This is a genomic window from Microbacterium shaanxiense (assembly GCF_054779995.1).
The window spans coordinates 444,256-466,552 of sequence record NZ_BAAGXE010000004.1 but is presented as its reverse complement, the minus strand read 5'-3'; the positions used below and the strand labels follow the sequence as shown (position 1 = coordinate 466,552).

General features: G+C 67.6%; 18 protein-coding genes. 11 read left to right on the top strand and 7 right to left on the bottom strand.

Features of this window, described 5'->3' with window-relative positions:
* Nucleotides 1–45: 45 nt before the first annotated feature.
* Nucleotides 46–1,590, top strand: a complete 1,545-nt coding sequence (locus ACYVG2_RS15685; RefSeq protein ID WP_460781823.1) for a glycerol-3-phosphate dehydrogenase/oxidase — start codon at nucleotides 46–48, stop codon at nucleotides 1,588–1,590.
* A 77-nt stretch (nucleotides 1,591–1,667) separates the two neighbouring features.
* Here ACYVG2_RS15685 and lpdA read toward each other — a convergent pair whose 3' ends face one another.
* Both lpdA and ACYVG2_RS15675 read right to left on the bottom strand, forming a co-directional pair.
* A complete protein-coding gene (gene lpdA / locus ACYVG2_RS15680) occupies nucleotides 1,668–3,065 on the bottom strand; it encodes a dihydrolipoyl dehydrogenase (RefSeq protein WP_460781822.1) in 1,398 nt (465 codons plus the stop codon).
* Nucleotides 3,066–3,074: 9 nt separating this feature from the next.
* Nucleotides 3,075–3,722 (bottom strand): copper resistance CopC family protein, encoded by a 648-nt coding sequence (locus tag ACYVG2_RS15675; protein ID WP_460781821.1) that lies wholly within the window; start codon nucleotides 3,720–3,722, stop codon nucleotides 3,075–3,077.
* Nucleotides 3,723–3,823: 101 nt separating this feature from the next.
* On the opposite strand from ACYVG2_RS15675, the gene ACYVG2_RS15670 reads away from it, so the two are divergent.
* The 3 genes from ACYVG2_RS15670 (at nucleotide 3,824) to ACYVG2_RS15660 (ending at nucleotide 5,643) form a co-directional block, all read left to right on the top strand.
* Nucleotides 3,824–4,309 carry an FHA domain-containing protein gene (locus ACYVG2_RS15670; protein ID WP_460781820.1) on the top strand — a complete coding sequence of 162 codons (486 nt, stop codon included), beginning with the start codon at nucleotides 3,824–3,826 and terminating at the stop codon, nucleotides 4,307–4,309.
* Nucleotides 4,309–4,998 (top strand): transcriptional regulator FtsR, encoded by a 690-nt coding sequence (ftsR, locus tag ACYVG2_RS15665; protein ID WP_448965953.1) that lies wholly within the window; start codon nucleotides 4,309–4,311, stop codon nucleotides 4,996–4,998. Before ACYVG2_RS15670 ends, ftsR begins: the two co-directional genes overlap by 1 nt.
* A 99-nt stretch (nucleotides 4,999–5,097) precedes the next feature.
* Nucleotides 5,098–5,643: a MerR family transcriptional regulator gene (locus ACYVG2_RS15660; RefSeq protein WP_460781819.1), complete on the top strand. Its 546-nt coding sequence runs from the start codon at nucleotides 5,098–5,100 to the stop codon at nucleotides 5,641–5,643.
* Between the two features lie 58 nt (nucleotides 5,644–5,701).
* On the opposite strand, the gene ACYVG2_RS15655 is transcribed toward ACYVG2_RS15660, so the two are convergent.
* The gene (locus ACYVG2_RS15655; protein WP_448966165.1) at nucleotides 5,702–6,514 is read right to left on the bottom strand and encodes a ParA family protein; all 813 of its coding nucleotides are present in this window, start codon (nucleotides 6,512–6,514) and stop codon (nucleotides 5,702–5,704) included.
* A gap of 93 nt (nucleotides 6,515–6,607) precedes the next feature.
* On the opposite strand from ACYVG2_RS15655, the gene ACYVG2_RS15650 reads away from it, so the two are divergent.
* Genes ACYVG2_RS15650 through ACYVG2_RS15640 form a run of 3 tightly spaced genes read left to right on the top strand, consistent with a single transcriptional unit; the run spans nucleotide 6,608 to nucleotide 12,546 of the window.
* On the top strand, nucleotides 6,608–10,015 hold the full coding sequence (locus ACYVG2_RS15650) for a pyruvate carboxylase (RefSeq protein ID WP_460781818.1): 3,408 nt from the start codon (nucleotides 6,608–6,610) through the stop codon (nucleotides 10,013–10,015).
* 42 nt (nucleotides 10,016–10,057) lie between these two features.
* The gene (locus ACYVG2_RS15645) at nucleotides 10,058–12,055 is read left to right on the top strand and encodes a MinD/ParA family ATP-binding protein (RefSeq protein WP_460781817.1); all 1,998 of its coding nucleotides are present in this window, start codon (nucleotides 10,058–10,060) and stop codon (nucleotides 12,053–12,055) included.
* Nucleotides 12,055–12,546 carry a peptide deformylase gene (locus ACYVG2_RS15640; protein ID WP_460781816.1) on the top strand — a complete coding sequence of 164 codons (492 nt, stop codon included), beginning with the start codon at nucleotides 12,055–12,057 and terminating at the stop codon, nucleotides 12,544–12,546. Before ACYVG2_RS15645 ends, ACYVG2_RS15640 begins: the two co-directional genes overlap by 1 nt.
* A 95-nt stretch (nucleotides 12,547–12,641) precedes the next feature.
* Here the strand turns inward: ACYVG2_RS15640 and ACYVG2_RS15635 are convergent, their stop codons facing one another.
* Nucleotides 12,642–14,471: an AMP-dependent synthetase/ligase gene (locus ACYVG2_RS15635; protein ID WP_460781815.1), complete on the bottom strand. Its 1,830-nt coding sequence runs from the start codon at nucleotides 14,469–14,471 to the stop codon at nucleotides 12,642–12,644.
* Between the two features lie 182 nt (nucleotides 14,472–14,653).
* Here ACYVG2_RS15635 and ACYVG2_RS15630 point away from each other — a divergent pair, with 182 nt between their 5' ends.
* Together ACYVG2_RS15630 and ACYVG2_RS15625 are read left to right on the top strand one after the other, a co-directional pair.
* Nucleotides 14,654–15,340 carry a lysophospholipid acyltransferase family protein gene (locus tag ACYVG2_RS15630; protein ID WP_448966164.1) on the top strand — a complete coding sequence of 229 codons (687 nt, stop codon included), beginning with the start codon at nucleotides 14,654–14,656 and terminating at the stop codon, nucleotides 15,338–15,340.
* A gap of 38 nt (nucleotides 15,341–15,378) precedes the next feature.
* Nucleotides 15,379–16,719, top strand: coding sequence for a class II 3-deoxy-7-phosphoheptulonate synthase (locus ACYVG2_RS15625; protein ID WP_448965947.1), 1,341 nt, complete (start codon nucleotides 15,379–15,381; stop codon nucleotides 16,717–16,719).
* Between the two features lie 75 nt (nucleotides 16,720–16,794).
* Here ACYVG2_RS15625 and pknB read toward each other — a convergent pair whose 3' ends face one another.
* Both pknB and ACYVG2_RS15615 read right to left on the bottom strand, forming a co-directional pair.
* Entirely contained in the window at nucleotides 16,795–18,738 is a 1,944-nt protein-coding gene (gene pknB, locus ACYVG2_RS15620) for a Stk1 family PASTA domain-containing Ser/Thr kinase (protein WP_460781814.1), read from the bottom strand.
* Between the two features lie 74 nt (nucleotides 18,739–18,812).
* Nucleotides 18,813–20,000: a LysM peptidoglycan-binding domain-containing protein gene (locus tag ACYVG2_RS15615; RefSeq protein WP_460781813.1), complete on the bottom strand. Its 1,188-nt coding sequence runs from the start codon at nucleotides 19,998–20,000 to the stop codon at nucleotides 18,813–18,815.
* Between the two features lie 129 nt (nucleotides 20,001–20,129).
* Here ACYVG2_RS15615 and ACYVG2_RS15610 point away from each other — a divergent pair, with 129 nt between their 5' ends.
* A complete protein-coding gene (locus ACYVG2_RS15610) occupies nucleotides 20,130–20,480 on the top strand; it encodes an Rv2175c family DNA-binding protein (protein WP_448965944.1) in 351 nt (116 codons plus the stop codon).
* A 6-nt stretch (nucleotides 20,481–20,486) separates the two neighbouring features.
* On the opposite strand, the gene ACYVG2_RS15605 is transcribed toward ACYVG2_RS15610, so the two are convergent.
* Complete coding sequence (locus ACYVG2_RS15605; RefSeq protein ID WP_460781812.1) at nucleotides 20,487–21,575, bottom strand: polyprenyl synthetase family protein; 1,089 nt, start codon at nucleotides 21,573–21,575, stop codon at nucleotides 20,487–20,489.
* An 86-nt stretch (nucleotides 21,576–21,661) separates the two neighbouring features.
* Here ACYVG2_RS15605 and ACYVG2_RS15600 point away from each other — a divergent pair, with 86 nt between their 5' ends.
* Nucleotides 21,662–22,054, top strand: a complete 393-nt coding sequence (locus ACYVG2_RS15600) for a DUF3040 domain-containing protein (protein ID WP_448965942.1) — start codon at nucleotides 21,662–21,664, stop codon at nucleotides 22,052–22,054.
* Nucleotides 22,055–22,297 lie beyond the last annotated feature (243 nt).

The following is a 22,297-nucleotide window of genomic DNA, read 5'->3' as shown; positions in this document are numbered from 1 at the left end:
CGAGGGGGGAACGAGGGGGCCGCCGGCGGGGTGAGGGCCTCGTCCATGCTGAACGTCTCGAGACGCGCTCGCGACCTGGAGACGCTCGCCGACGGCGGAGAGATCGACCTGCTCGTGATCGGCGGCGGCGTGACCGGCGTCGGAGTGGCGTTGGATGCCGCGAGCCGTGGGCTCTCCGTCGTCCTCGCCGAGGCGCACGATCTCGCATTCGGCACGAGCAGGTGGAGCTCGAAACTGGTGCACGGCGGGCTGCGCTACCTCGCATCCGGCGATCTGGCGGTCGCCCGCGAGAGCGCCGTCGAGCGCCACCTGCTCATGACGCGCATCGCGCCGCATCTCATCCGGCCGTTGCCGCAGCTGCTCCCGTTCGTGGACGGTGTGTCGTTCAGACAGCGCACCGTCGGGAGCATCGGTTTCCTGCTCGGCGACGGGTTGCGGCGCTTCGCCCGTACGCCAGGTGACGTGCTGCCGCGTCCGCGTCGAGCCTCGGCGGGGGAGTCGATCGGCATGTTCCCCGCTCTGAGCAGGAGCGGGCTGCGGGGCGGGATGGTCGCCTCCGACGGTCAGCTGATCGACGACGCCCGGCTCGTGACGGCGATCGCCAGGACCGCGGCGGCCCATGGCGCGAAGATCCTCACCCGCACGCGAGTGACGGACATCGACGGCGAGGGTGCGACCCTGGAGGACGTGCTGACCGGTGGCTCGTTGCGGGTGCGCGCCCGCGCCGTCGTGAACGCAGCAGGCGTCTGGGCGGCAGAGCTCGATCCCGACATCCGCCTCCGGCCCAGCAGGGGAACCCACATCGTCCTGGATGCCGCGGCCCTCGGCCATCCGACCGCTGCGCTGACCGCCCCGCACCCCGGATCGGTCAGTCGTTTCGTGTTCGCCCTGCCCACCCAGCTCGGACGAGTCATCGTCGGACTCACGGATGTGGACGCCCCCGATCCGATTCCGGACGTGCCTTCGCCGACCGATGACGAGATCGACTTCCTGCTGACCACGCTGTCACGCGTGCTGGAGCGTCCCCTCACGCGCGACGACGTTCGCGGAGCGTTCGCCGGACTCCGTCCTCTCGTCGCATCCGGTGCCGGCGAGTCGACCGCGGACATCTCCCGTCGCCACCGCGTCGAGGTGTTGTCGAACGGCGCCGTCGGCATCCTCGGTGGCAAGCTCACGACATATCGCGCCATGGCGAAGGATGCCGTCGATCTCGCCTGCCGGCAGGCAGGCATCGACGACCCAGGGTGCCGCACCGATCGTCTGCCGCTCGTCGGAGCACCCGGTTCGCCGGTGTCGATCGCGGACCCGGGCGTCTCCCGCCGTTCGTCGGCGACTCTCCGTGCACGCTACGGGGCGGAAGCCGCAGCAGTCCTCGCGGCGGGCGGCTCAGGCGGTGCGGGGCGCGTGGCCGAGGGCATCGACGTCATCCGCGCCGAGGTGGCGTTCGCGGTGCGCGGCGAAGGAGCGCTGGATGCCGATGATGTGCTCGACCGTCGGACGCGGATCGGACTGGTTCCCGCCGACAGGGATGCCGCGTCTGAAGTAGTCGGCCAGGTCGTGGCCGAGACCCTCGCAGCGTTCCCGCGATAGGCCAGGAATGAAGAAGAACCCGGCTTCCGAATCGAATTCGGAAGCCGGGTTCTTCTTGTCCGGTCTGTGCGGGCCGATCAGAAGTTGATCATGTGGCCGGCGAGGCCGTGGAAGCCCTCCTGCAGCGCCTCCGACAGTGTCGGGTGCGTGTGCACGTTGCGGGCGAGCTCGAGAGCGGTGAGATCCCACTTCTGCGCCAGCGTCAGCTCGGGGAGGAGCTCGGAGACGTCGGGGCCGATCATGTGCGCCCCGATGAGCTCGAGGTGCTCGGCATCCGCGATCAGCTTGACGAAGCCCACGGGCTCGCCGAGGCCGTGGGCCTTGCCGTTGGCCATGAACGGGAAGGTGGAGACCTTGATCTCGCGGCCCTCGTCCTTGGCCTGCTGCTCGGTGAGGCCGAACGAGGCGACCTGCGGAGAGCAGAACGTCGCACGCGGCATCATCCGGTAGTCGCCCAGCGTCTGGGTCTCTGCCCCGCCGATGGTCTCGGCCGCGACGACACCCTGTGCCTCCGCGACGTGCGCGAGCTGCAGCTTCGCGGTGACGTCGCCGATCGCGTAGATCCCGTCGACGTTCGTCTTCATGTGGTCGTCGATGTCGATCGCGCCGCGCTCGGTGAGCTTCACACCGGTCGCTTCGAGTCCGAAGCCCTCGACGTTCGGCGCGAAGCCGACGGACATGAGCACCTTGCCGGCCTCGATCGAGGCCTGGTTGCCGTCCTTGCCGGTGTAGGTGACCGTGACGGACGAGCCGTTGTCGACGACCTTCTCGACCTTGGTGGAGGTGAGGATGTCGACGCCGTAGTTCTTGTACTGCTTCGTGATCTCCTTCGACACGTCCGCATCCTCGTTGGGGAGTGCGCGGTCGAGGAACTCGATGATCGTGACCTTCACGCCGTAATTGGTGAGGACGTAGGCGAACTCCATGCCGATGGCGCCCGCGCCGACGATGACGATCGAGTCGGGCAGCTCGCGGCTGAGGATCTGCTCCTCGTACGTGACGACGTTCTCGCTGAGCTCGACGCCTGGCAGCAGGCGCACCTTCGAGCCGGTCGCGATGATCACGTTGTCGAACGTGACCTCTTCGGTCGTGCCATCGGCCTTGGCCACGGAGATGGCCTTCGGGCCGGTGAAGGTTCCGCGTCCGTCGAACTCGGTCACCTTGTTCTTCTTCATGAGGAAGTGGATGCCCTTGACCCGGCCGTTGGCGACCTCGCGCGAGCGGTCGAACGCCTTGCCGAAGTCGATCGTGAACTCACCGGAGATGCCGAAGAACTCGGCCTTGTGGTTCAGCGTGTGGGCGAGCTCTGCGTTCTTCAGGAGAGCCTTGGAGGGGATGCAGCCGACGTTGAGGCAGACACCGCCCCAGTACTTCTCTTCGATGACCGCGGTCTTCAGACCGAGCTGTGCGCTGCGGACCGCGGCGACGTACCCGCCGGGGCCCGCGCCGAGGATGACGACGTCGAAATGTGGCATGTCTAAAGCCTATCGCTCTGCAGGGGCGTCGGAATCGGAACGAGGTTCCGATGATCCGCGCCTGCCGCGGATGACCATGAAGATGATGAACGCCGCGATCAGCAGCACCACTGCGCCGCCGATGATCCAGGGCGCGGAGATCGAGAACCCCGAGGTCATGCTCGGATCCTCGTCCGCCGGCACCGTGGGGGCGGCCGTCGTGGTCTCTTCCGGCTCGGTCGTCGGCTCCGCAGCAGGCGGCGCATCTCCTGCCGCACCGGTGCTCACACTGAACCCGAACTCGCCGGAGGTCGGGTGCCCGTCGCTGGAGACGACCTTCCAGATCACGTGGTACTGACCAGCGGTTCCGCCCGAGGCGAGCGGCTGGACGACCATGGCGCCGTCCAGAGTCGCCTCCCCGTCGGTCACATCGTTGCCCTCGGCGTCGGTCACGACGACGTCGGTGGAGCCGTCGCCGCCGATGAGTGCGGCGCTGAAGGTCAGTGAGAGCTCGTCGGGAAGCGTCTCGACGGTCGAGTCCGCGGCCGGGTTCGAGTCGATGAGGGCGTCATGGGCCGCTGCGGGCTGGGGCCACGCGAAGAGCACGAGGACGGCGGCGAGCAGCGTCGCAGCCAGCAGGATCGGGGCGGGGGAACGTCGAACTGTGAGGGTGCGCACAGTCCCAGCATAGGAAACCCCGGTGTGTGAGCGCTGACTCGCACAGACCCTCCCGGCGGCGGCGTGTGATCAGTTAGTCTGGACTCACGAGGAGGGCCACCGTGACAGACAACGACAGCCGATCAGCAGGCGACGCCGCAATTCATCGCGGCGGCGAACAGAGGCACGACGCGACGCAGACCTTCGGACACGACTCCGATCTCTCCTTCGTGCCCTTCGGCGCAGAGCTCACCGACGTGGAGCAGGCAGCGATCGCGGCACTGCCCGCCGGATCCGCACTACTGCTCGTCCGCTCCGGCGCGCTGGCGGGGGCCCGCTACCTGCTCGACACCGACGTCACCACCATCGGGCGTCACCCCGAGGCCGACATCTTCTTCGACGACGTCACCGTCTCGCGTCGTCACGCGGAGATCACCCGCAACGGCCATACCTTCGAGATCACCGATCAGCGCTCGCTCAACGGCACGTACGTCAACGGTGAGCGCGTCGATCGCAGCACACTGGAGAACGGCTACGAACTGCGAGTCGGCAAGTTCCGGCTGAACTTCTTCGCCTCGACCGCTGACCTCCCGGCGGCGAACGACTGATGGTGGCGCTTCACGCCCGCGATCGCTCTGCGTCCGCGGGTCTTCTGAGTATCGGTCAGGTACTCGCCCGCCTCACTCCAGAGTTCCCCGATCTCACCTCCAGCAAGCTGCGTTTCCTCGAGGTGCAGGGCATCGTCAGCCCGTCGCGCACCGACTCCGGCTACCGCAAGTTCTCGCAGGCGGACATCGACAGGCTGCGCCTCGGGCTCACCCTGCAACGCGACCACTACCTGCCGTTGAGCGTCATCCGCGAGCAGTTGGACGAGGCCGAGGCGAACGGTGACTCCGCAGCCGCGTTCCCGCCACCGCCGTCGATCACCCCCGCGCCGAGGCGCTATCGGCGCGATGAGCTGCTCTCGGCAGCCGGAGCAGGCCCGCAGATCCTGAACGACGCCATCAGCACGGGCATCATCGCGGCGGCTGAGACGTATCCGGAGACGACGGTCACCCTGCTGCGCGGCCTCGTCGCGCTCGACCGCCACGGGATCGAGCCGCGTCACCTGCGCACGCTGCGTCAGAGCGCGGAACGCGAGGTGTCGCTGATCGAATCGGCGATGTCAGCTCTGCTGCGCCGAACGGATGCCACATCCAGGGGCAAGGCGCGCGAGATGGCGCCCGAGCTCGCGACGAAGATCGACGAAGTGCGCTCGCTCTTCGTCAGGGAAGCCCTCACCCGAGTGCTTTCGTAACGAACTGGTTGCGACACACCTTCGCCGATGGGCGGATGTCATTGCCGGTGCCGGGGCACTGCTCTAGCGTGGAGTTAATTGCTTCAGGGAGGACTTCATATGAATGCGGATGAGCTGTCAGGCGACCCGCGGTTCGTCACCGAACTCCTCTTCACGGACGGTCTGCCCGCGATGGATGACGAGGTCGGGTACCGCGGTGCGGTCGCCGCTCGCGCCGCCGGCATCACGTACCGTCAGCTCGACTACTGGGCACGTACCGAATTGGTCGAGCCCACCGTCCGCGGCGCGAGCGGATCCGGATCGCAGCGCATGTACGGCTTCCGCGACATCCTCGTGCTCAAGCTCGTCAAGCGTCTGCTCGACACCGGCATCTCACTGCAGCAGATCCGCATCGCGGTCGAGCAGCTGCGTGCCGCAGGCATCCGCGACCTGGCCGGAACCACTCTGATGAGCGACGGCGCGTCCGTCTACCTGTGCACGTCGAACGACGAGGTCATCGACCTCGTCAGCCGCGGCCAGGGCGTCTTCGGCATCGCCGTGGGCAAGGTGCTGCGCGAGGTCGAATCGACCCTCGTGGAGTTCGACCCCACCGCGCCCGACCCCGTCGACGAGCTCGGCGCGCGCCGCGCGAAGCGCAGCGCCTGATACCTCGCATCAAAAAACGCGCCCGGCATCGCCGGGCGCGTTTTTCGTACGGTGCCGCTCAGGCCTGAGGTCCGGCCTCCGGCACCGGCACGCGGCCAGTGCGGATGATCCGGTCCAGGAGAAGGTCGAAGTCGGCTGCGAGCTCCTGAGCGGAGTCTCCCGGCCAGATGTGCAGCGGCTTGGCCGCGCCCTGCGCCTGCTGCAGCGAGGTGCGCTCCGGCAGCTGAGGGGACAGCACCAGCGGGCCGAACATGTCGCGCAGTTCCTTGATGCGGAACTGGTGCTCGATCGACTGCGGGCGCACGCGGTTGACGACGATGCCGAGCGGCTGAAGGCGGGGGGAGAGGCCGCGACGGATCTCCTCGATCGCGCGCAGCGCACGGTCGGCGGCCGCCACGGAGAACAGTCCGGGCTCGGTGACCACCATGACGCGGTCGCTTGCGGCCCATGCCGTGCGGGTGAGGGCGTTCAGGGACGGTGCGCAGTCGACCAGCACCAGGTCGTAGTCGCTCTCGACCGCGGCCAGTGCCTCCTCGAGCTTCCAGACATCGCGCACGCTCGGGTGCGGGCCGTCGAAGTTGATGGCGGAAGGGCTGCCGATGAGCACATCGATCGTGCCGGGGTGCACCTTCGCCCAGCCGCTGGAGGTGATCGCCTGTCGGACGACCTTCTCCTTCGGGTTCGCCAGGACATCGGCGATGTTGAGTCGTCCGGCGACCTGGATGTCCATGCCTGTGGACACATCGGATTGCGGGTCGAGGTCGACGACGAGGGTCCGGACGCCTCGGGCGAAAGCCGCTGAGGCCAGTCCGAGAGTCACGGTCGTCTTGCCGACGCCTCCCTTGAGAGAGCTGACGCTGAGTACGTGCACGGACACCACGTTACCGTCCCCTAGGCTTGGAGAACACTCAGCCCCGCCCCGTGAGCGTCGTAAACGGCGTACAACGAGTCATCAGAGGTGTGCATGTTCCAGAAGATCCTTGTGGCCAACCGCGGTGAGATCGCAATCCGCGCGTTCAGAGCCGCGTTCGAAGTCGGGGCGCGCACGGTCGCGGTGTTCCCGTATGAGGATAGGGGCTCGCAGCATCGGCTCAAGGCCGATGAGGCGTATGAGATCGGTGAGCGCGGCCACCCCGTGCGCGCTTACCTCGACGTCGACGAGATCATCCGCGTCGCTCTCGAATCGGGAGCCGACGCGATCTACCCCGGATACGGATTCCTCTCGGAGAACCCCGAACTCGCCGAGAAGGCCGCGGCGAACGGCATCGTCTTCATCGGACCGCCGTCGAAGGTGCTCGAGATGGCCGGCAACAAGGTCGAGGCCAAGCATCACGCGATCGAGGCCGGAGTCCCCGTGCTGCGGTCCACCGAGGCGTCATCCGACGTGGAGGAGCTGGTCGCCCAAGCCGACGGCATCGGCTTCCCGGTCTTCGCGAAGGCCGTCGCCGGTGGTGGTGGCCGAGGCATGCGCCGCGTCGAGACGAAGGGCGAACTCGCCCCCGCGCTGGCCGAGGCCATGCGCGAAGCGGAGAGCGCCTTCGGGGACGCCCGGATGTTCCTGGAGCAGGCGGTCGTGCGCCCCCGTCACATCGAGGTGCAGATCCTCGCGGACAAGACCGGCGAGACCGTGCACCTGTTCGAACGCGACTGCTCGGTGCAGCGCCGGCACCAGAAGGTCGTCGAGATCGCGCCGGCGCCGAACCTGGACGACAGCATCCGCACCGCTCTGCACGGATACGCGATCGCGTTCGCCCGATCGATCGGCTACGAGAACGCCGGAACCGTGGAGTTCCTGCTCGAGACAGCGGGGGAGCGCACGGGTGAGGTCGTCTTCATCGAGATGAACCCGCGCATCCAAGTCGAGCACACGGTGACCGAAGAGGTCACCGACGTCGACCTGGTGCAGTCCCAGATGCGGATCGCCGCCGGCGAGTCCCTCGCAGACCTCGGTCTGCAGCAGGGCGACATCCGTCTGCGCGGCGCTGCGCTGCAGTGCCGCATCACGACCGAGGACCCCACACAGGGATTCCGCCCCGACACGGGGAAGATCACGACCTACCGTTCGCCCGGCGGTGCCGGTATCCGCCTCGACGGCGGCACCGTGCACCAGGGAGCGCAGATCAGTCCCCACTTCGACTCGATGCTCTCCAAGCTGACCTGCCGCGGACGCGACTTCGAAGCCGCGGTCGGCCGTGCGCGTCGTGCACTGGCGGAGTTCCGCATCCGCGGTGTCTCGACGAACATCCCGTTCCTGGAAGCGCTGCTGGCAGACGAGGCCTTCGTCTCCGGGGACGTCAGCACGTCGTTCATCGACGAGCGCCCCGACCTGCTCCAGGGCAGGGTCTCGAAGGACCGGGGAACGAAGCTGCTGAACTGGCTGGTCGACGTCACCGTCAACAAGCCGAACGGTGCGCACCCCGGTGTCGCCGATCCCGTGACCAAACTGCCGTCCATCGATCTGCACGCCGAGCCGGTCGCGGGTTCCCGTCAGCGACTGCTCGAGCTGGGGCCGGAGGGCTTCGCCGCGAGCCTGCGCGCACAGAGCGCGCTGGCCATCACGGACACCACGTTCCGCGACGCGCATCAGTCGCTGCTCGCCACCCGCGTGCGCACACGCGATCTCGTCGCTGCCGCTCCCTACCTCGCCCGTCTCACCCCGGAACTGCTGTCGGTGGAAGCATGGGGCGGCGCGACCTACGACGTCGCGCTCCGGTTCCTCGGTGAGGACCCGTGGGAGCGACTCGACAAGCTGCGCGCCGCGCTGCCGAACATCAACATCCAGATGCTCCTGCGCGGCCGGAACACCGTCGGCTACACGCCCTACCCCAGCGCGGTCACCGAGGCGTTCGTCTCAGAGGCGGCCACGAGCGGCGTCGACATCTTCCGCATCTTCGACGCCCTCAACGACGTCTCCCAGATGCGGCCGGCCATCGACGCCGTGCGCGCCACCGGCACCTCGATCGCCGAGGTCGCCGTCTGCTACACGGGCGATCTGCTGAACCCTGCCGAAGACCTCTACACGCTGGACTACTACCTCGGCCTCGCCGAGCAGATCGTGGACGCCGGAGCGCACGTGCTCGCGATCAAGGACATGGCGGGCCTGCTGCGTCCGGCCGCAGCGGCCAAGCTGGTGACGGCGCTGCGCGAGCGCTTCGACCTGCCGGTGCATCTGCACACCCACGACACCCCCGGCGGACAGCTCGCGACCCTGCTCGCGGCCAGTGCGGCCGGCGTCGACGCGGTGGACGCGGCATCCGCACCGCTGTCGGGCACGACGAGCCAGCCCTCGTTGTCGTCGCTCGTGGCGGCCCTGGTCCACACGGATCGCGACAGCGGCATCGATCTGGATGCCGTCTCCGATCTCGAGCCGTACTGGGAGGCGGTGCGCAACCAGTACGCGCCGTTCGAGTCCGGCCTGCCCGGCCCCACCGGTCGGGTGTACCACCACGAGATCCCGGGCGGGCAGCTCTCCAACCTGCGTCAGCAGGCCAAGGCCCTCGGTCTGGCGGACGACTTCGAGCTCATCGAGGACATGTACGCCGCCGCCGATCGCATCCTCGGCCGTGTGCCGAAGGTGACACCGTCGTCGAAGGTCGTCGGCGACCTCGCGCTGCATCTCGCCGCTGTCCGCGCCGATCCTGCGGACTTCGAGGCGAACCCCGAGAAGTACGACGTGCCGGACTCGGTCGTGGGCTTCATGGCGGGCGAGTTGGGCGACCTCCCCGGCGGCTGGCCGGAACCCTTCCGGACCAAGGTGCTCGCCGGGCGCGAGGTACGCCTCGGCCTCACCGAGATCTCCTCCGACGACGAGAAGGCTCTGGCCGGCTCGAGCCTGGAGCGACGCGAACGACTGAACTCGCTGCTGTTCCCCGTGCCGACGCGGGAGTTCGCCCAGCAGCGCGAGGTCTTCGGTGACCTGTCGGTGCTCGACACCAGCGACTACCTCTACGGTCTCGTGCAGGGCCAGGAGCACCTGGTCGAGATCGACCGCGGTGTGCAGTTGTACGTCGGTCTCGAAGCCATCGGTGAGGCAGACGATCGCGGCATGCGCACGGTCATGACCACTCTGAACGGCCAGTTGCGCCCGGTGTTCGTGAGGGATCGATCCATCGCGGTCGATGCCCACGAGGTCGAGAAGGCCGACACCGCCAAGCCCGGTCAGGTCGCAGCACCGTTCTCGGGTGTGGTCTCGCTCAAGGTGGAGGTCGGGGTCACCGTGCGTGCGGGTGAGCCGGTCGCGTCGATCGAGGCGATGAAGATGGAAGCGGCCATCACCGCGCCCGTCGACGGCGTCGTGGAGCGGCTCGCGATCGGCGCCACCCAGCAGGTGGATGCGGGTGACCTTTTGGTCGTCATACGTCCAGCCCAGTAATCTTGTGCGAGCGACACGCTCGCACAAGCTTGGAGTGACACAGTGACACCGAAGAACGAATCAGACTCCGCGGAGGACGACAGCCGCGGCGTGCTCGACGAGGCCGCCTCGTTGGACACGACCGGCATCGGCATACTCGGGCAGACGGCGCAGGTGAGCGTCGCCCTTCCGCAGCATGAGGATGACGACCTGGTCGACGACGCGGTGGTCGACGGTGAGATCCTCTCGGAACTCATCGTCGACCCACCGCTCGAGGCCGCCGCGGTCTCGGTGGCCGACGAACGTGTCGGCCGGATCCAGGAAGACCGGATCGGGATCATCATCGAACTGCCGGCGGAAGAGCCTGCGGCGACGGCGACCGACCCGGTGCCGGTTCCTGAGGCCGATGACGACGTCGCCGAGGGTGTCATAGAGCCGGATGCGGCATCGGAGCCCGAGTCGGGATCAGAGCCGGGACGCGACGCGGAGCCGGCGGCGACGTCGGATTCGGACCGCGAGATCATCGTCGACCCCGTCATCGCGGCTGCTCCTGCCGCGACCGCCGCTCCGGCTGCTGCGGCCGCGAAGCCGAAGACCAAGAAGAAGCCTCGTGCTCGGCCTGCGGCGAAGCCAGAGCCGACAACGGCATCCGGGTCGGACACCGCACCCGAGCCGGCAACCGCGATTGAGTCGGAGATCGCATCCGAGACGGTCACCGAGTCCCAGCCGACATCCGAGCCCGTCTCCGCACCCGACGCAGAGCCGGCGGCCGCGTCCGAGGATGGGTCTGCGGACAAGTCGATGGAATCGGCCGTGGCACCGCGCGAAGCGAAGAGCGGCGAAGCGAGGAACGGCGAGACAGGGCCGCGCGGCGAGAGCGCGACGTCGGCATGGATCGCTGCCGCGCTGAAGAAGGACGCCTCGTCGAACCCGACTCCGGCGCCGGCGGCATCCGTTCCTGCAGAGAAGGCGAAGAGCGAGACCGTGATGAACTCCCAAGAAGATCAGCATCCGGCCGAGAAGACCGCAGAGACCGCGATCGCACAGCGACCCGCGGTCTCGCGACCGGAGGTGGCCCTGACCTCCAAACGGCTCGGTGACCAGCTCGGCGAGTCGTCTCGCGAGTCCGCGGATCTGCTGACGGCCGACCGCCTGCTCGATCCGCATCAGGTGACGAAGCCCGAGCCGGAGGGCGCGTGGAGCCACTTCCTGTACGCCGCATCCGGACGACGCATCAACATCGGCGACGGCCGACGTGCCCGCGAGCGCAAGGCGCTCACCGCACGCATCGCCGCACCGCTCGTGGGCGGCGCACGATTCGTGCCTGTGCTCTCGCGGAAGGGCGGGGTCGGCAAGACGACGATCACGGCGCTGCTCGGGATGGCACTGGCGGATGCGCGTGACGACAGGGTCATCGCGGTGGACGCGAACCCGGATCGCGGCACTCTGGCTGACCGGATCGTGCGCACGCACAGCAGGTCGGTGCGCGACCTCGTACGCATCCACGACGATGTCAAGGGATACCACGACGTGTCGTCCATCGTGGCCCGCGATTCGACGCGTCTCGACGTGCTCGCATCCGATGCGGATCCGCGCATCGCCGAGGCGTTCAGCGATGACGACTACCGTGATGTCGCCGACGTCGCGGCGCACTACTACTCCCTCGTGCTGACGGACACCGGCACGGGGATCGTGCACTCCGTGATGGGGGCGACCCTCGATCTCGCGGATCAGCTCATCATCGTCTCGGGCCTCAGCGTCGATGAGGCGCGACTCGCCTCCGAGACGCTGACATGGCTGGAGACCAACGGCTACGCCGAGTTGGCCCGACGGTCGATCGTCGTGCTCAACCAGTCGACCCCCGGCAGCCCGCTCGTGCGGCTCAACGAGCTCGAGGCGCACTTCGCCACGCGTGCGAAGAGCGTCGTGCGGATGCCGTACGACTCGCAGATCGCGGGCGGCGGTGCGATCGTGTTCGCCAACCTGCAGCCCGAGACGCGACAGGCGGCCCGCGAGCTCGCCGCCTCCCTCGTCGAGGGCCTCCGGGCGAGCGCGGCCTGATGGCGGTTCGCGAGATCCGGGTCTTCGGCGACCCTGTGCTGCGTACGGCGTGCGCGCCCATCACCGAGATCGATGAGGGCGTGCGGGCGCTCGTGGCCGACCTCGTCGACACCGTCGAACTGCCAGGGCGGGCCGGCGTCGCGGCCCCGCAGATCGGCGTGGCCGTGCGCGCGTTCAGCTACAACATCGACGGCGACATCGGCTATGTGCTCAATCCCGTGTTGACCGAGGTGCGCGGTGAGCCGGTTCCGACGGGGGAGGGCTGCCTGTCCGTACCGGGACTCTGGCACGACGCCCTCCGTCATCCGTGGGCCAGGGTCGAGGGGATTGACCTCGACGGCAACCCGGTCGTCCTGGAGGGTGAGGGGCTGCTCGCCCAGGCGCTGCAGCACGAGACGGACCACCTCGACGGCACGCTCTACCTCAACAGGCTCTCGCCGGAGGACCGCAAGACCGCGATGCGCGAGGTCCGCGAGAGCGACTGGTTCTAGCGGTTCCACCGCCGAGACCCGTCTTCGCGCCGAGACCCCGCCCTGCTGACATACGCAAGGCGGGGTCTCGGTGATGAAGCGGGGTCGCGGCGAATTCAGCCGCCGATCGCGACGTTCGTGGTGTTGACCGGCTCGTCGTAGATGGCTGCGACCTCGTCTGCGAAGTCCGCCATGATCACGTTGCGCTTGATCGACATCTTCGGCGTGAGGTGTCCGCTGTCCTCTGTCCACTCCTTGTCGAGGATCGTGAACTTGCGGATCGACTCCGCGCGCGACACATTGCCGTTGGCGATGTCGACGGCGCGCTGAATCTCGGCCCTGACCGCCTCGTTCTTCGAGGCCTCCGTCAGCGTCATTCCGGCGGGCAGGCCGTTGTTGCCGAGCCATGTCGGCAGCATCTCGGAGTCGAGCGTGATCAGTGCGGAGATGAAGGGCTTCTGATCGCCGACGACGACGACCTGTCCGACGATCGGGTTGGCGCGGATCGGGTCCTCGAGCGCGGCCGGTGCGACGTTCTTGCCGCCCGCTGTGACGATGATCTCCTTCTTGCGGCCGGTGACTGTGAGGAAGCCCTCTGAGTCGAAGCTGCCGATGTCGCCGGTGCGGAACCAGCCGTCGTGGAACGCTTCGGCGGTCGCCTCCGGATTGTTCCAGTACTCCTTGAAGACGTTGATGCCCTTGACCTCGATCTCGCCGTCGTCCGCGAGGCGGACGCCGACGCCGGGGAGTGCGGGACCGACGGTGCCGATCTTCGACTTGTCGGCGAGGTTCACCGTCGCGGGAGCCGTCGTCTCGGTGAGGCCGTAGCCCTCCAGGATCACGACGCCGAGGCTGTGGAAGAAGTGGCCGAGCCGCGGGCCCAGGGGAGCGGAGCCGGACACCGCGTAGACGATGTTGCCGCCCATGGCCGCGCGGAGCTTGCTGTAGACGAGCTTGTCGAACAGCGCGAACTTGATCTTCAGACCGAAGGGGATCTTCTTGCCCTCTTCGAGCAGACGCGAGTGCTCGATCGCGGCTGCGGCAGCGGCACGGAAGATCTTGCCCTTGCCGCCGGCTTCTGCCTTCTGCTCCGCCGAGTTGTAGACCTTCTCGAACACGCGCGGCACGGCGAGGAGGAAGGTCGGCTTGAACGAGCCCAGCGCTGGCAGCAGCTGCTTCGTGTCCGGCTGGTGGCCAGTGCGCACGCCGGCATGGATGTTCAGGTGCGAGATGAACCGGGCGAAGATGTGCGCCGTGGTGATGAACAGCAGGGTCGACGCGCCCGGGGTCTCCACGACGGCGTTGAGCGACTTGGCGGAATTGCGGCACAGCTCGACGAAGTTGCTGTGCGTCAGCACGCAGCCCTTCGGGCGACCGGTCGAACCGGACGTGTAGATCAGGGTCGCGATGTCGGATCCGACGGCGATGTTGCGACGGCGCTCGATCTCCGCGTCCTCCACGGCGACGCCGGCAGCGGTGAGAGTGTCGATGGCCCCCAGATGCAGCTGCCACACCTCGCGGATCAGCGGAAGATCGCCGCGGACCTCGTCGAGCTTGGCGAAGTGGTCCGCGGACTCCACGATGAGCGCGGTCGCCCCGGAGTCTTCGAGGATCCACTGGATCTGCGACGGAGAGCTGGTCTCGTAGATCGGCACCATGACGGCCCCGGCGTAGAACAGCGCGAAGTCGACCAGCGTCCACTCGTACGTGGTGCGCGCGAGGAAGCCGACCTTCTCTCCGGGCTGGATGCCCACGGCGACGAAGCCCTTGGCGAGGGCGATCACCGCGGTCTGGAAGTCGGCGGCGCTGATGTCGCTCCAGCCGTCGCCGGCCGGCACCGAGAACAGTGCCCGGTCGGGAGTCGCTTCGACGCGCTTCACGAGCAGGTCGGTGATGTTCGCGTCGGGATCAGCAGGGACGATCGCGGGAACTTCGAATTGAACCACGGCAACTCCTTCGGTACCGGTCGGGCACGGGTTTCCCCTGAGTCTAGGGCACATCCGTCCGCGAGTCGGGTCAATTTTGGAATCGAGTCACGCGAAAGCTGACACTCAGTCGCGCCTCCTGGAGTGCGCTTTCACGAGTGTCATGACGGATGGTGCCGAGCCCGGGGATAGACTTCGTGACGATGTTCTACTGGCTGATGAAGTACGTCGTGATCGGCCCCGTGGTCAAGGCGATCTTCCGTCCCTGGATCGTGGGTCGCAGCAACGTGCCCCGCAACGGCGCCGCGATCCTCGCGAGCAACCACCTGTCGGTGTCCGACTCGGTGTTCCTCCCGCTGCTGATCGACCGGCCGATGTCCTTCCTCGCGAAGAGCGACTACTTCACCGGGCGCGGGCTCAAGGGCTGGGCCACGAAGTACTTCATGAAGGCCACGGGCCAGATCCCCATCGACCGCTCAGGCGGGAAGGCGTCCGAGGCCTCGCTGAACACGGGGCTTCAGGTGCTCGGCCGAGGAGACCTGCTCGGGATCTACCCGGAGGGCACACGCAGCCCGGACGGGAAGCTGTATCGCGGTCGCACGGGAATCGCGCGGATGGCGCTGGAAGCGAAGGTTCCCGTCATCCCAGTGGTCATGGTCGACACGGACTCGGCGATGCCGATCGGCCGCACCGTGCCGCGGATCGTCAGGGTGGGCATCGTCATCGGCGAGCCGCTGGACTTCTCACGATTCGAGGGCATGGAGAACGACCGCTACATCCTGCGATCGGTCACCGACGAGATCATGGTCGCGCTCCAGCGTCTGGGGGAGCAGCAGTACGACGACGTCTACGCCTCCTCTGTGAAGGACCGGCTTCCGCAGCGCTCCTGACGGCGAACCGGGGCGTCTCCGGCCAGTAAGCTGGGAAGATGCCTCAGCAGCTCGACGCCGCCCTGGATGCCTGGCGTGCACTCCCGATCAAGCAGCAGCCGTCCTGGCCCGATGCCGACCGCGTCGCAGACGTGTCGGCGCAGATCGCGGGGCTCCCGCCTCTCGTGTTCGCCGGTGAGGTCGACAACCTCCGCGACCGCCTCGCACGCGCGGCATCCGGACAGGCGTTCCTGCTGCAGGGAGGCGACTGCGCAGAGACGTTCGCGGGAGCCACTGCCGAGCAGATCCGCAACCGGATCAAGACGGTGCTGCAGATGGCCGTCGTGCTCACATACGGCGCGTCGATGCCGATCGTGAAGATGGGCCGTATGGCCGGGCAGTTCGCCAAGCCGCGCTCCAGCGACTCCGAGACCCGTGGAGACATCACGCTGCCCGCGTACCGCGGCGACATCGTGAACGGCTATGACTTCACCGAGGTCTCCCGCCAGGCCGACCCGGGTCGACTGCTGCAGGGGTATCACACGGCAGCGTCCACGTTGAACCTGATCCGCGCGTTCACGCAGGGTGGATTCGCCGACCTGCGCGAGGTGCACTCCTGGAACAAGGGCTTCGCGCAGAACCCCGCCAACCAGCGGTACGAGCGGATGGCATCTGAGATCGACCGTGCGATCAAGTTCATGGAGGCCGCGGGCGCGGACTTCGACGAGCTCAAGCGCGTCGAGTTCTTCACCGGCCACGAGGGTCTGCTGATGGACTACGAGAGCCCGATGACGCGCATCGACTCGCGCACGGACACGCCGTACAACACCTCGGCCCACTTCCTGTGGATCGGGGAGCGCACGCGCGACCTCGACGGCGCGCATGTCGACTACTTCTCGAAGATCCGAAACCCCATCGGCGTGAAGCTCGGGCCGACCACGACCCCTGAGACCGCACTCGCGCTGATCGACAAGCTCGACCCGAACCGCGAGCCGGGCCGTCTCACGTTCATCACCCGCATGGGGGCGGGCAAGATCCGTGACGCGCTTCCCCCGCTTCTTGAAGCGGTGCGCGAGTCAGGTGCGCAGCCGCTCTGGGTGACCGACCCCATGCACGGCAACGGCATCACGACTCCCACCGGTTACAAGACGCGCCGCTTCGATGACGTGGTCGACGAGGTGCGCGGCTTCTTCGAGGCCCATCGCGCGGTGGGCACCTTCCCCGGCGGCATCCACGTCGAGCTCACCGGCGACGACGTCACCGAGTGCCTCGGCGGGTCGGAGCACATCGACGAGGCCGCTCTGGCGACGCGCTACGAGAGCCTGTGCGATCCGCGACTGAACCACATGCAGAGCCTCGAGCTCGCGTTCCTCGTGGCAGAGGAGCTCGAGAAGCGCTGAGTCTGCGCCGCTGGCCGGGGCGTCGCCTCCGGCTGCCGTCCCCCGGGCTGTCGTCCTTGGCGGCGCCGTCGGGGCTCAGAGCGCGCTGCGGATCAGCAGCGTGACCTCGCTGCCGGCCCTGCGCATGGTGCCCGCGGCGGGGTCGGTGCCGGTGACCTCGGTCAGACCGTTCGGGAACGGGGTCCACAGCGGGTTCCATGTGGGTTCGAAGCCGGCGTCACGCAGGGTGTTCGCCGCGTCGTCACGATTCTGACCGGTGACGTCGGGCACCTCGAAGAGCTGGGGCCCCTTCGAGATCACGAGCGTCATGGTGTCGCCGGGGCGCCAGTTCGCGCCGCCTTCGCGTTCGTAGGTGCTGATGACGCGACCCTGTTCGACCGAATCGTGGAACTCTTCGACCGTCGTCGTAGCGATGTCCTTCTCGCCCAGCGCCGCTGACGCCTCGTCGGCCGTCATGCCGACGACGTCGGGCAGGCCGCCCAGGGAGACGATCAGGTCGACGGTGTCGGCCTCGAACGCCGAGCATCCCTCACCGCACTCGTACGCGTCGCCTCCTGCGCGCGGGGTGACGCTCGCATTGATGACGATGCCTTCGTCGGCCCTCGAGTACAGCAGCAGATCCTCATCGGACACCGTGATGTTGAGATCGGCCAGATAGGCGCGTGCTTCGTCGGCGCTCTTGCCGTTGAGCGCCTCGAGAGCATGCTCCGCGGGTCCGGTGGAGATGAAAACGGTGACCTCAGTGCCCTTGTCGAGCCGCACGCCCTCTTCGGGATCGCTGCGGATCGCGATGCCGGCTGCGACGTCGGTCGAACTCTCTTCGCCCTGCACGGGGGCGAAGCCCTCCTCGGTGAGCACCGCTGAGGCATCCTCGTAGCTGAGACCCGCCACCGGAGGCACGCCGACGAGCGAACCGGGTCCTGACCCGAACCACCAGCCGACGCCACCGGCGAGGACCGCGAGCAGCAGAACGAGTGCCAGCAGGAATGCTCCGCGCGCACGGCGCTTCGACGTGCGCCGTCGCAGCACGGTCGCGTTGTCGAGCGGCTGTGACGGCGCCTGCGCCGGTGCATCGTCGATCACCATCGTCGACGGCATGACCTTGGTCAGGTCGCCCGAATCGCCCTGCGAGCGGATCGGCGTGGTCGCCGTCGTGACGGCCGCGGGGGAGACGCCGAGGGACCGCTCGATCTCGCGCAGTCGATCGAGCATCTCCTGCGCGTCGTTCGGGCGCTCGTCCGGCGACTTCTCGGTCGACCACAGCACGAGTTCGTCGAGCTGCTCCGGCACACCGGGGTTGCGCGCACTCGGGCGCGGCACTGACTCAGTCGCGTGCTGGAAGGCGATCTGCATCGGCTGTTCGCCCTTGTACGGCTGCTCGCCGACGAGCATCTCGTAGAGCATGATGCCGAGCGCATAGATGTCGCTGCGCGCGTCTGCGGTGCCGCGGGTGACGAGTTCGGGGGCGAGGTAGGCGATGGTGCCGAGCAGCTGCTGGCCCGTCGCGGTGTTCGCCGTCGTGGCGCGGGCGAGGCCGAAGTCGCCGATCTTGATGCGGCCGTCCTCGGCGAGCAGCACATTCTCCGGCTTCACATCGCGATGCACGATGCCCGCCTTGTGCGCTGCTGCGAGGCCGGCGAGGATCGCGTCCATGATCGTGATGGTCTGCGCGATCGTGAGCCGACGCTGCTCGCGCATCAGCTCGCGCAGGGTGATGCCGGGAAGGTATTCCATGACGAGGTAGGCGAGTTCGCCGTCCTGGCCTTGGTCGAAGACGTTGACGACGTGCGGGTCGGCGAGCCGCGCGGCCGCGCGCGCCTCCTGGATGAACCGGCTCTGGAACACCGAGTCATCGCTGAGATGGCCGTGCATCACCTTCAGCGCGATCCTGCGTTCGAGACGCAGATCTGTCGCCACGTAGACCGTGGCCATTCCGCCGCGAGCGATCCTGGCACGCACGCGATAGCGGCCGTCGACAAGCCGCCCGATGAGGGGATCAGCCTGCTGATTGGTCGTCACGTACAGAGTCTATGAATAAGTGGCTGACAGACCGCGGAGCGGCTCACCCTTTGGGCGATCGGATCGGCTGGGAATCAGCCATACAGCGCGATCCACTCGTAGGCCTGAGCCTCCCACTGGGCGTAGCGGTCCGGGTAGGCCGAGATCTGCACGGCCTGCGCGGCATCCTTGAAGGCCATGCCCTCCCAGCCAGCGATGTCGAGAAGGCCTCGTGTCGTCGTCCCGTTGGGGTCGTGCGCGCCGCCGTAGAAGACGCGGATGCTGCGATCGCGGTCCATGATCTGATCTGCCGTGCCCCAGCCAGTGCTCGGCCGCTGCTGGAAGAGGCCCAGCGAGTCGCGGTCTCCCCAGTCGAGGTTGCGCAGCCATGACTCGACCATGGACGTCGCCAGGGCGATCGCGATACCGCGATCGGACACGCCGAGCTCGCGCCCGATGCGGATGATCATCGCGGCGTTCTCCGCCTGAGGTGCGTTGAGCACAGCCGTCCGGGCCGGCGCGGATGCGGCGGGCGCGGTCGTGGCCGCCGGCGCAGGCGCCGAGATGGCGATGCTCTGCCCCGGGTAGATGATCGACGCGGCGCTCAGGCCGTTCGCCGCGTAGATCGTGCTGACCGACACTCCGTGCTTCTGCGCGATGGCGAAGACGGTGTCGCCCGCCACGACCGTGTGCGTCGCGCCCGAGGGCTTCGGCGTGACGGCGGCGGGAGCCGTGGTCTGCGCCGGTGCCGCGGCGGGCGCTGCGGAGATCGTGATCGTCTGCCCTGGATAGATCACCGACGCGCTGCTCAGTCCGTTGGCGGCGAAGATCGACGCCACGGACGTTCCGTGCTTCTGCGCGATCGCGAAGATCGTGTCGCCTGCCACCACCGTGTGCGTCGTTGAAGTGGAAACGGGGGCGGCAGGAGCGGGCGCGGCAGGAGCGGGAGCGGAGGCCGGCGCCGTCACCCTGAGCGTCTGACCCGGGTAGATCACCGAGCGCCAGCCGAGACCGTTCCAGGTGAGCACATCGACCGTTCGCAGTCCGAAGCGCTGCGCGATCGAGAAGACGGTGTCGCCGTCCTGCACGGTGTAGTTCGTCGGATTCGTGGTGGCGGGCAGTACCCGCGGCAGTGCGGTGAGCCGGCTCTCCGAGCCGCGCTCAGCGGGTACCGCGGCGTGGGCCGGCGCGGCAGCGATCGCGCTTGCGAGCACGCCGAGGACGGCAGCGGGAACGCCGAGCTGGACGTATCCGGCATGGCTGTTCATCGTGTTCGGTCTCAAGGTTCCCCCCTTTGCTGACCCTGAAACGCTGACACGTATGTATACAGATGTCAATCAAAGTGACTGATGTGACTGAAGTGATAGAAGTTCTGATGTGCGATGGGACGCCGAAGGTGAGATAGTCGAGACGTGTCTGAGACTGCCCCTGAACCCACGGCCATCGAGTGGCTGACGATGCCCGAACTCGTCGAGAGGCTCGACGAGCCGCTGGGTCGCGTGCGTCGGATGATCTCCGAGCAGTACCTGGTCGGATCGAGCAGGAACGGCGTCTTCGGCGTACCAGCGCAGTTCATCGTCGACGGTCACCCGTTGTCGTCGCTGCGCGGCACGATCATCGTCCTCACGGACGCCGGTTTCACTGATGACGAGGTGATCGACTGGCTGTTCTCTGAAGAGGAAGAGCTCGGACGGACGCCGATCGCAGCGCTCCTCGACGGACACAAGAGCGCAGTGCGCCGCGTCGCACGCACCCTCGCCTGAGCGGGGTCAGGCCGAGCGGACGGTCGCCGCGCGCGCGAGATCGCGCAACTCGCCGACTGCCGCGTTGTCGAGTCGTGCCCCGGAAAGGGCGCGGTCTGCCTCCTGCGCATATGAGGTGATCAGCTCTTCGACCCTGGCCAGCGCCCCGGATTCTGCGATCGTCGCCTGCAAGGACGACACCTGATCCGCGGTGAGCGTCGGATCGCCGAGGAGTTCGTCGAGCAGGCGGCGCGCTGATGCATCCAACCGCTCGCGGGTGAAGGCGATGAGCACGGTGCGCTTGCCTTCGCGCAGGTCGTCACCGGCGGGCTTCCCCGTGACGGCGTGGTCGCCGAACACGCCGAGCACGTCGTCGCGCAGTTGGAACGCCATGCCGATCGGGCGCCCGAAACGGCGCAACGACTCCTGCTGAGCACCATCAGCGCCCGCGAGCAGCGCGCCGAGCAGAAGGGGCTGTTCGATGCTGTACCGCGCCGACTTCAGCGCCACCACGCGCAGTGCACGATCAGCATGCTCCGCGACCGGGTTGACCGCCCACGCCGATTCCTCGGCGATGTCGAGGAACTGGCCGGTCGTGACATCGCGACGCATGCGGGCGTACTCGCTGCGCACGGCCGGGGCGTGCACGGCATCCGACAACGCCTGCTCAAGGAGGTCGTCGCTCCACGCGACGAGGAGATCCCCCAGGAGGATCGCGGCGGCGCGCCCGAACGACTCTGCGTCCCCCGACCAGGCGAGCGACCTGTGCTGCTGCTCGAGCGCGCGGTGCGCCGCAGGGCGTCCGCGCCTGGTGTCCGAGTTGTCGATCAGATCGTCGTGCACGAGCGCGGCGGACTGGAAGATCTCCAGGGCGGCGCAGAGATCCCACAGGGCGTCCGTCCCGACGGCGTCACGATCGGAGAATCGAGCCACCGCGCGCCAGCCCGCGTGGCAGAACCGAGCTCTCAATCGTTTGCCGCCGCGCAGCGTGGCCGCCGCGGAGGCGATGAACATCGCGGCATCCGGACCGTATTCCTCCGACTGCGATCCGAGGGCGGCGAGGAAACGATCCAACCGAACGGAGACGGCGTCCTGGACAGGCGTGGAGGAGGGCACGATAATCAGCTTAGGTTCTCAGCCGATAACTAGCCTCGGCGGTTCTGCGAGCGTAGAATGAAAGACACTGAACCAAGGGGGGCGTCATGCCACTGTCTGAACAGGAGCAGCGTCTGCTCGACGAGATGGAACGCCATCTCTTGCACAACGACGCAGACATCGTAACCGCGCCCTCCGGCGATCGCACGCTCAGCTACCGCAACCTCGTGTACGGAGCCGTCCTGCTGCTCGTCGGCATCGGCGCTCTCGTCGCCGGTGTGGCGCTCGGCGGCCAGCTCGGCGCTGTCGCGAGCATCATCGTCGGAGTGATCGGGTTCGCCGCGATGGTGGCGGGCGTCATCCTCGCAGCCACACCGGTACGTCGAGTCGGTGGCACCCCTCGTCCCAAGACCGGAGCGTCGACGAAGCCGCCACAGACTTCGGCTTCATTCATGGATCGTATGAACGACCGATGGGATCGTCGCCAAGACGGTCGCTGACCTCTCCGCTTTCACAGCCCGGATGCATTGAGCATCCGGGCTTTTTCTTTGTCCGGGCAGCGTTCGATGCCTCGCCGACGCGCCTGAGGCGCGATCTCCCTCCACCTTCCTCCACAGCCGTCTCCCGCTGATCGTGCCCGGAATCTCGGGGCTCTCTGACGGCCGCGGTGCGAGATATGCCATGCTCTACTCGTTTGCTCATATGAAAGTGGAGCAAAGTGGAGTAAAGTGGGGGACACCTCG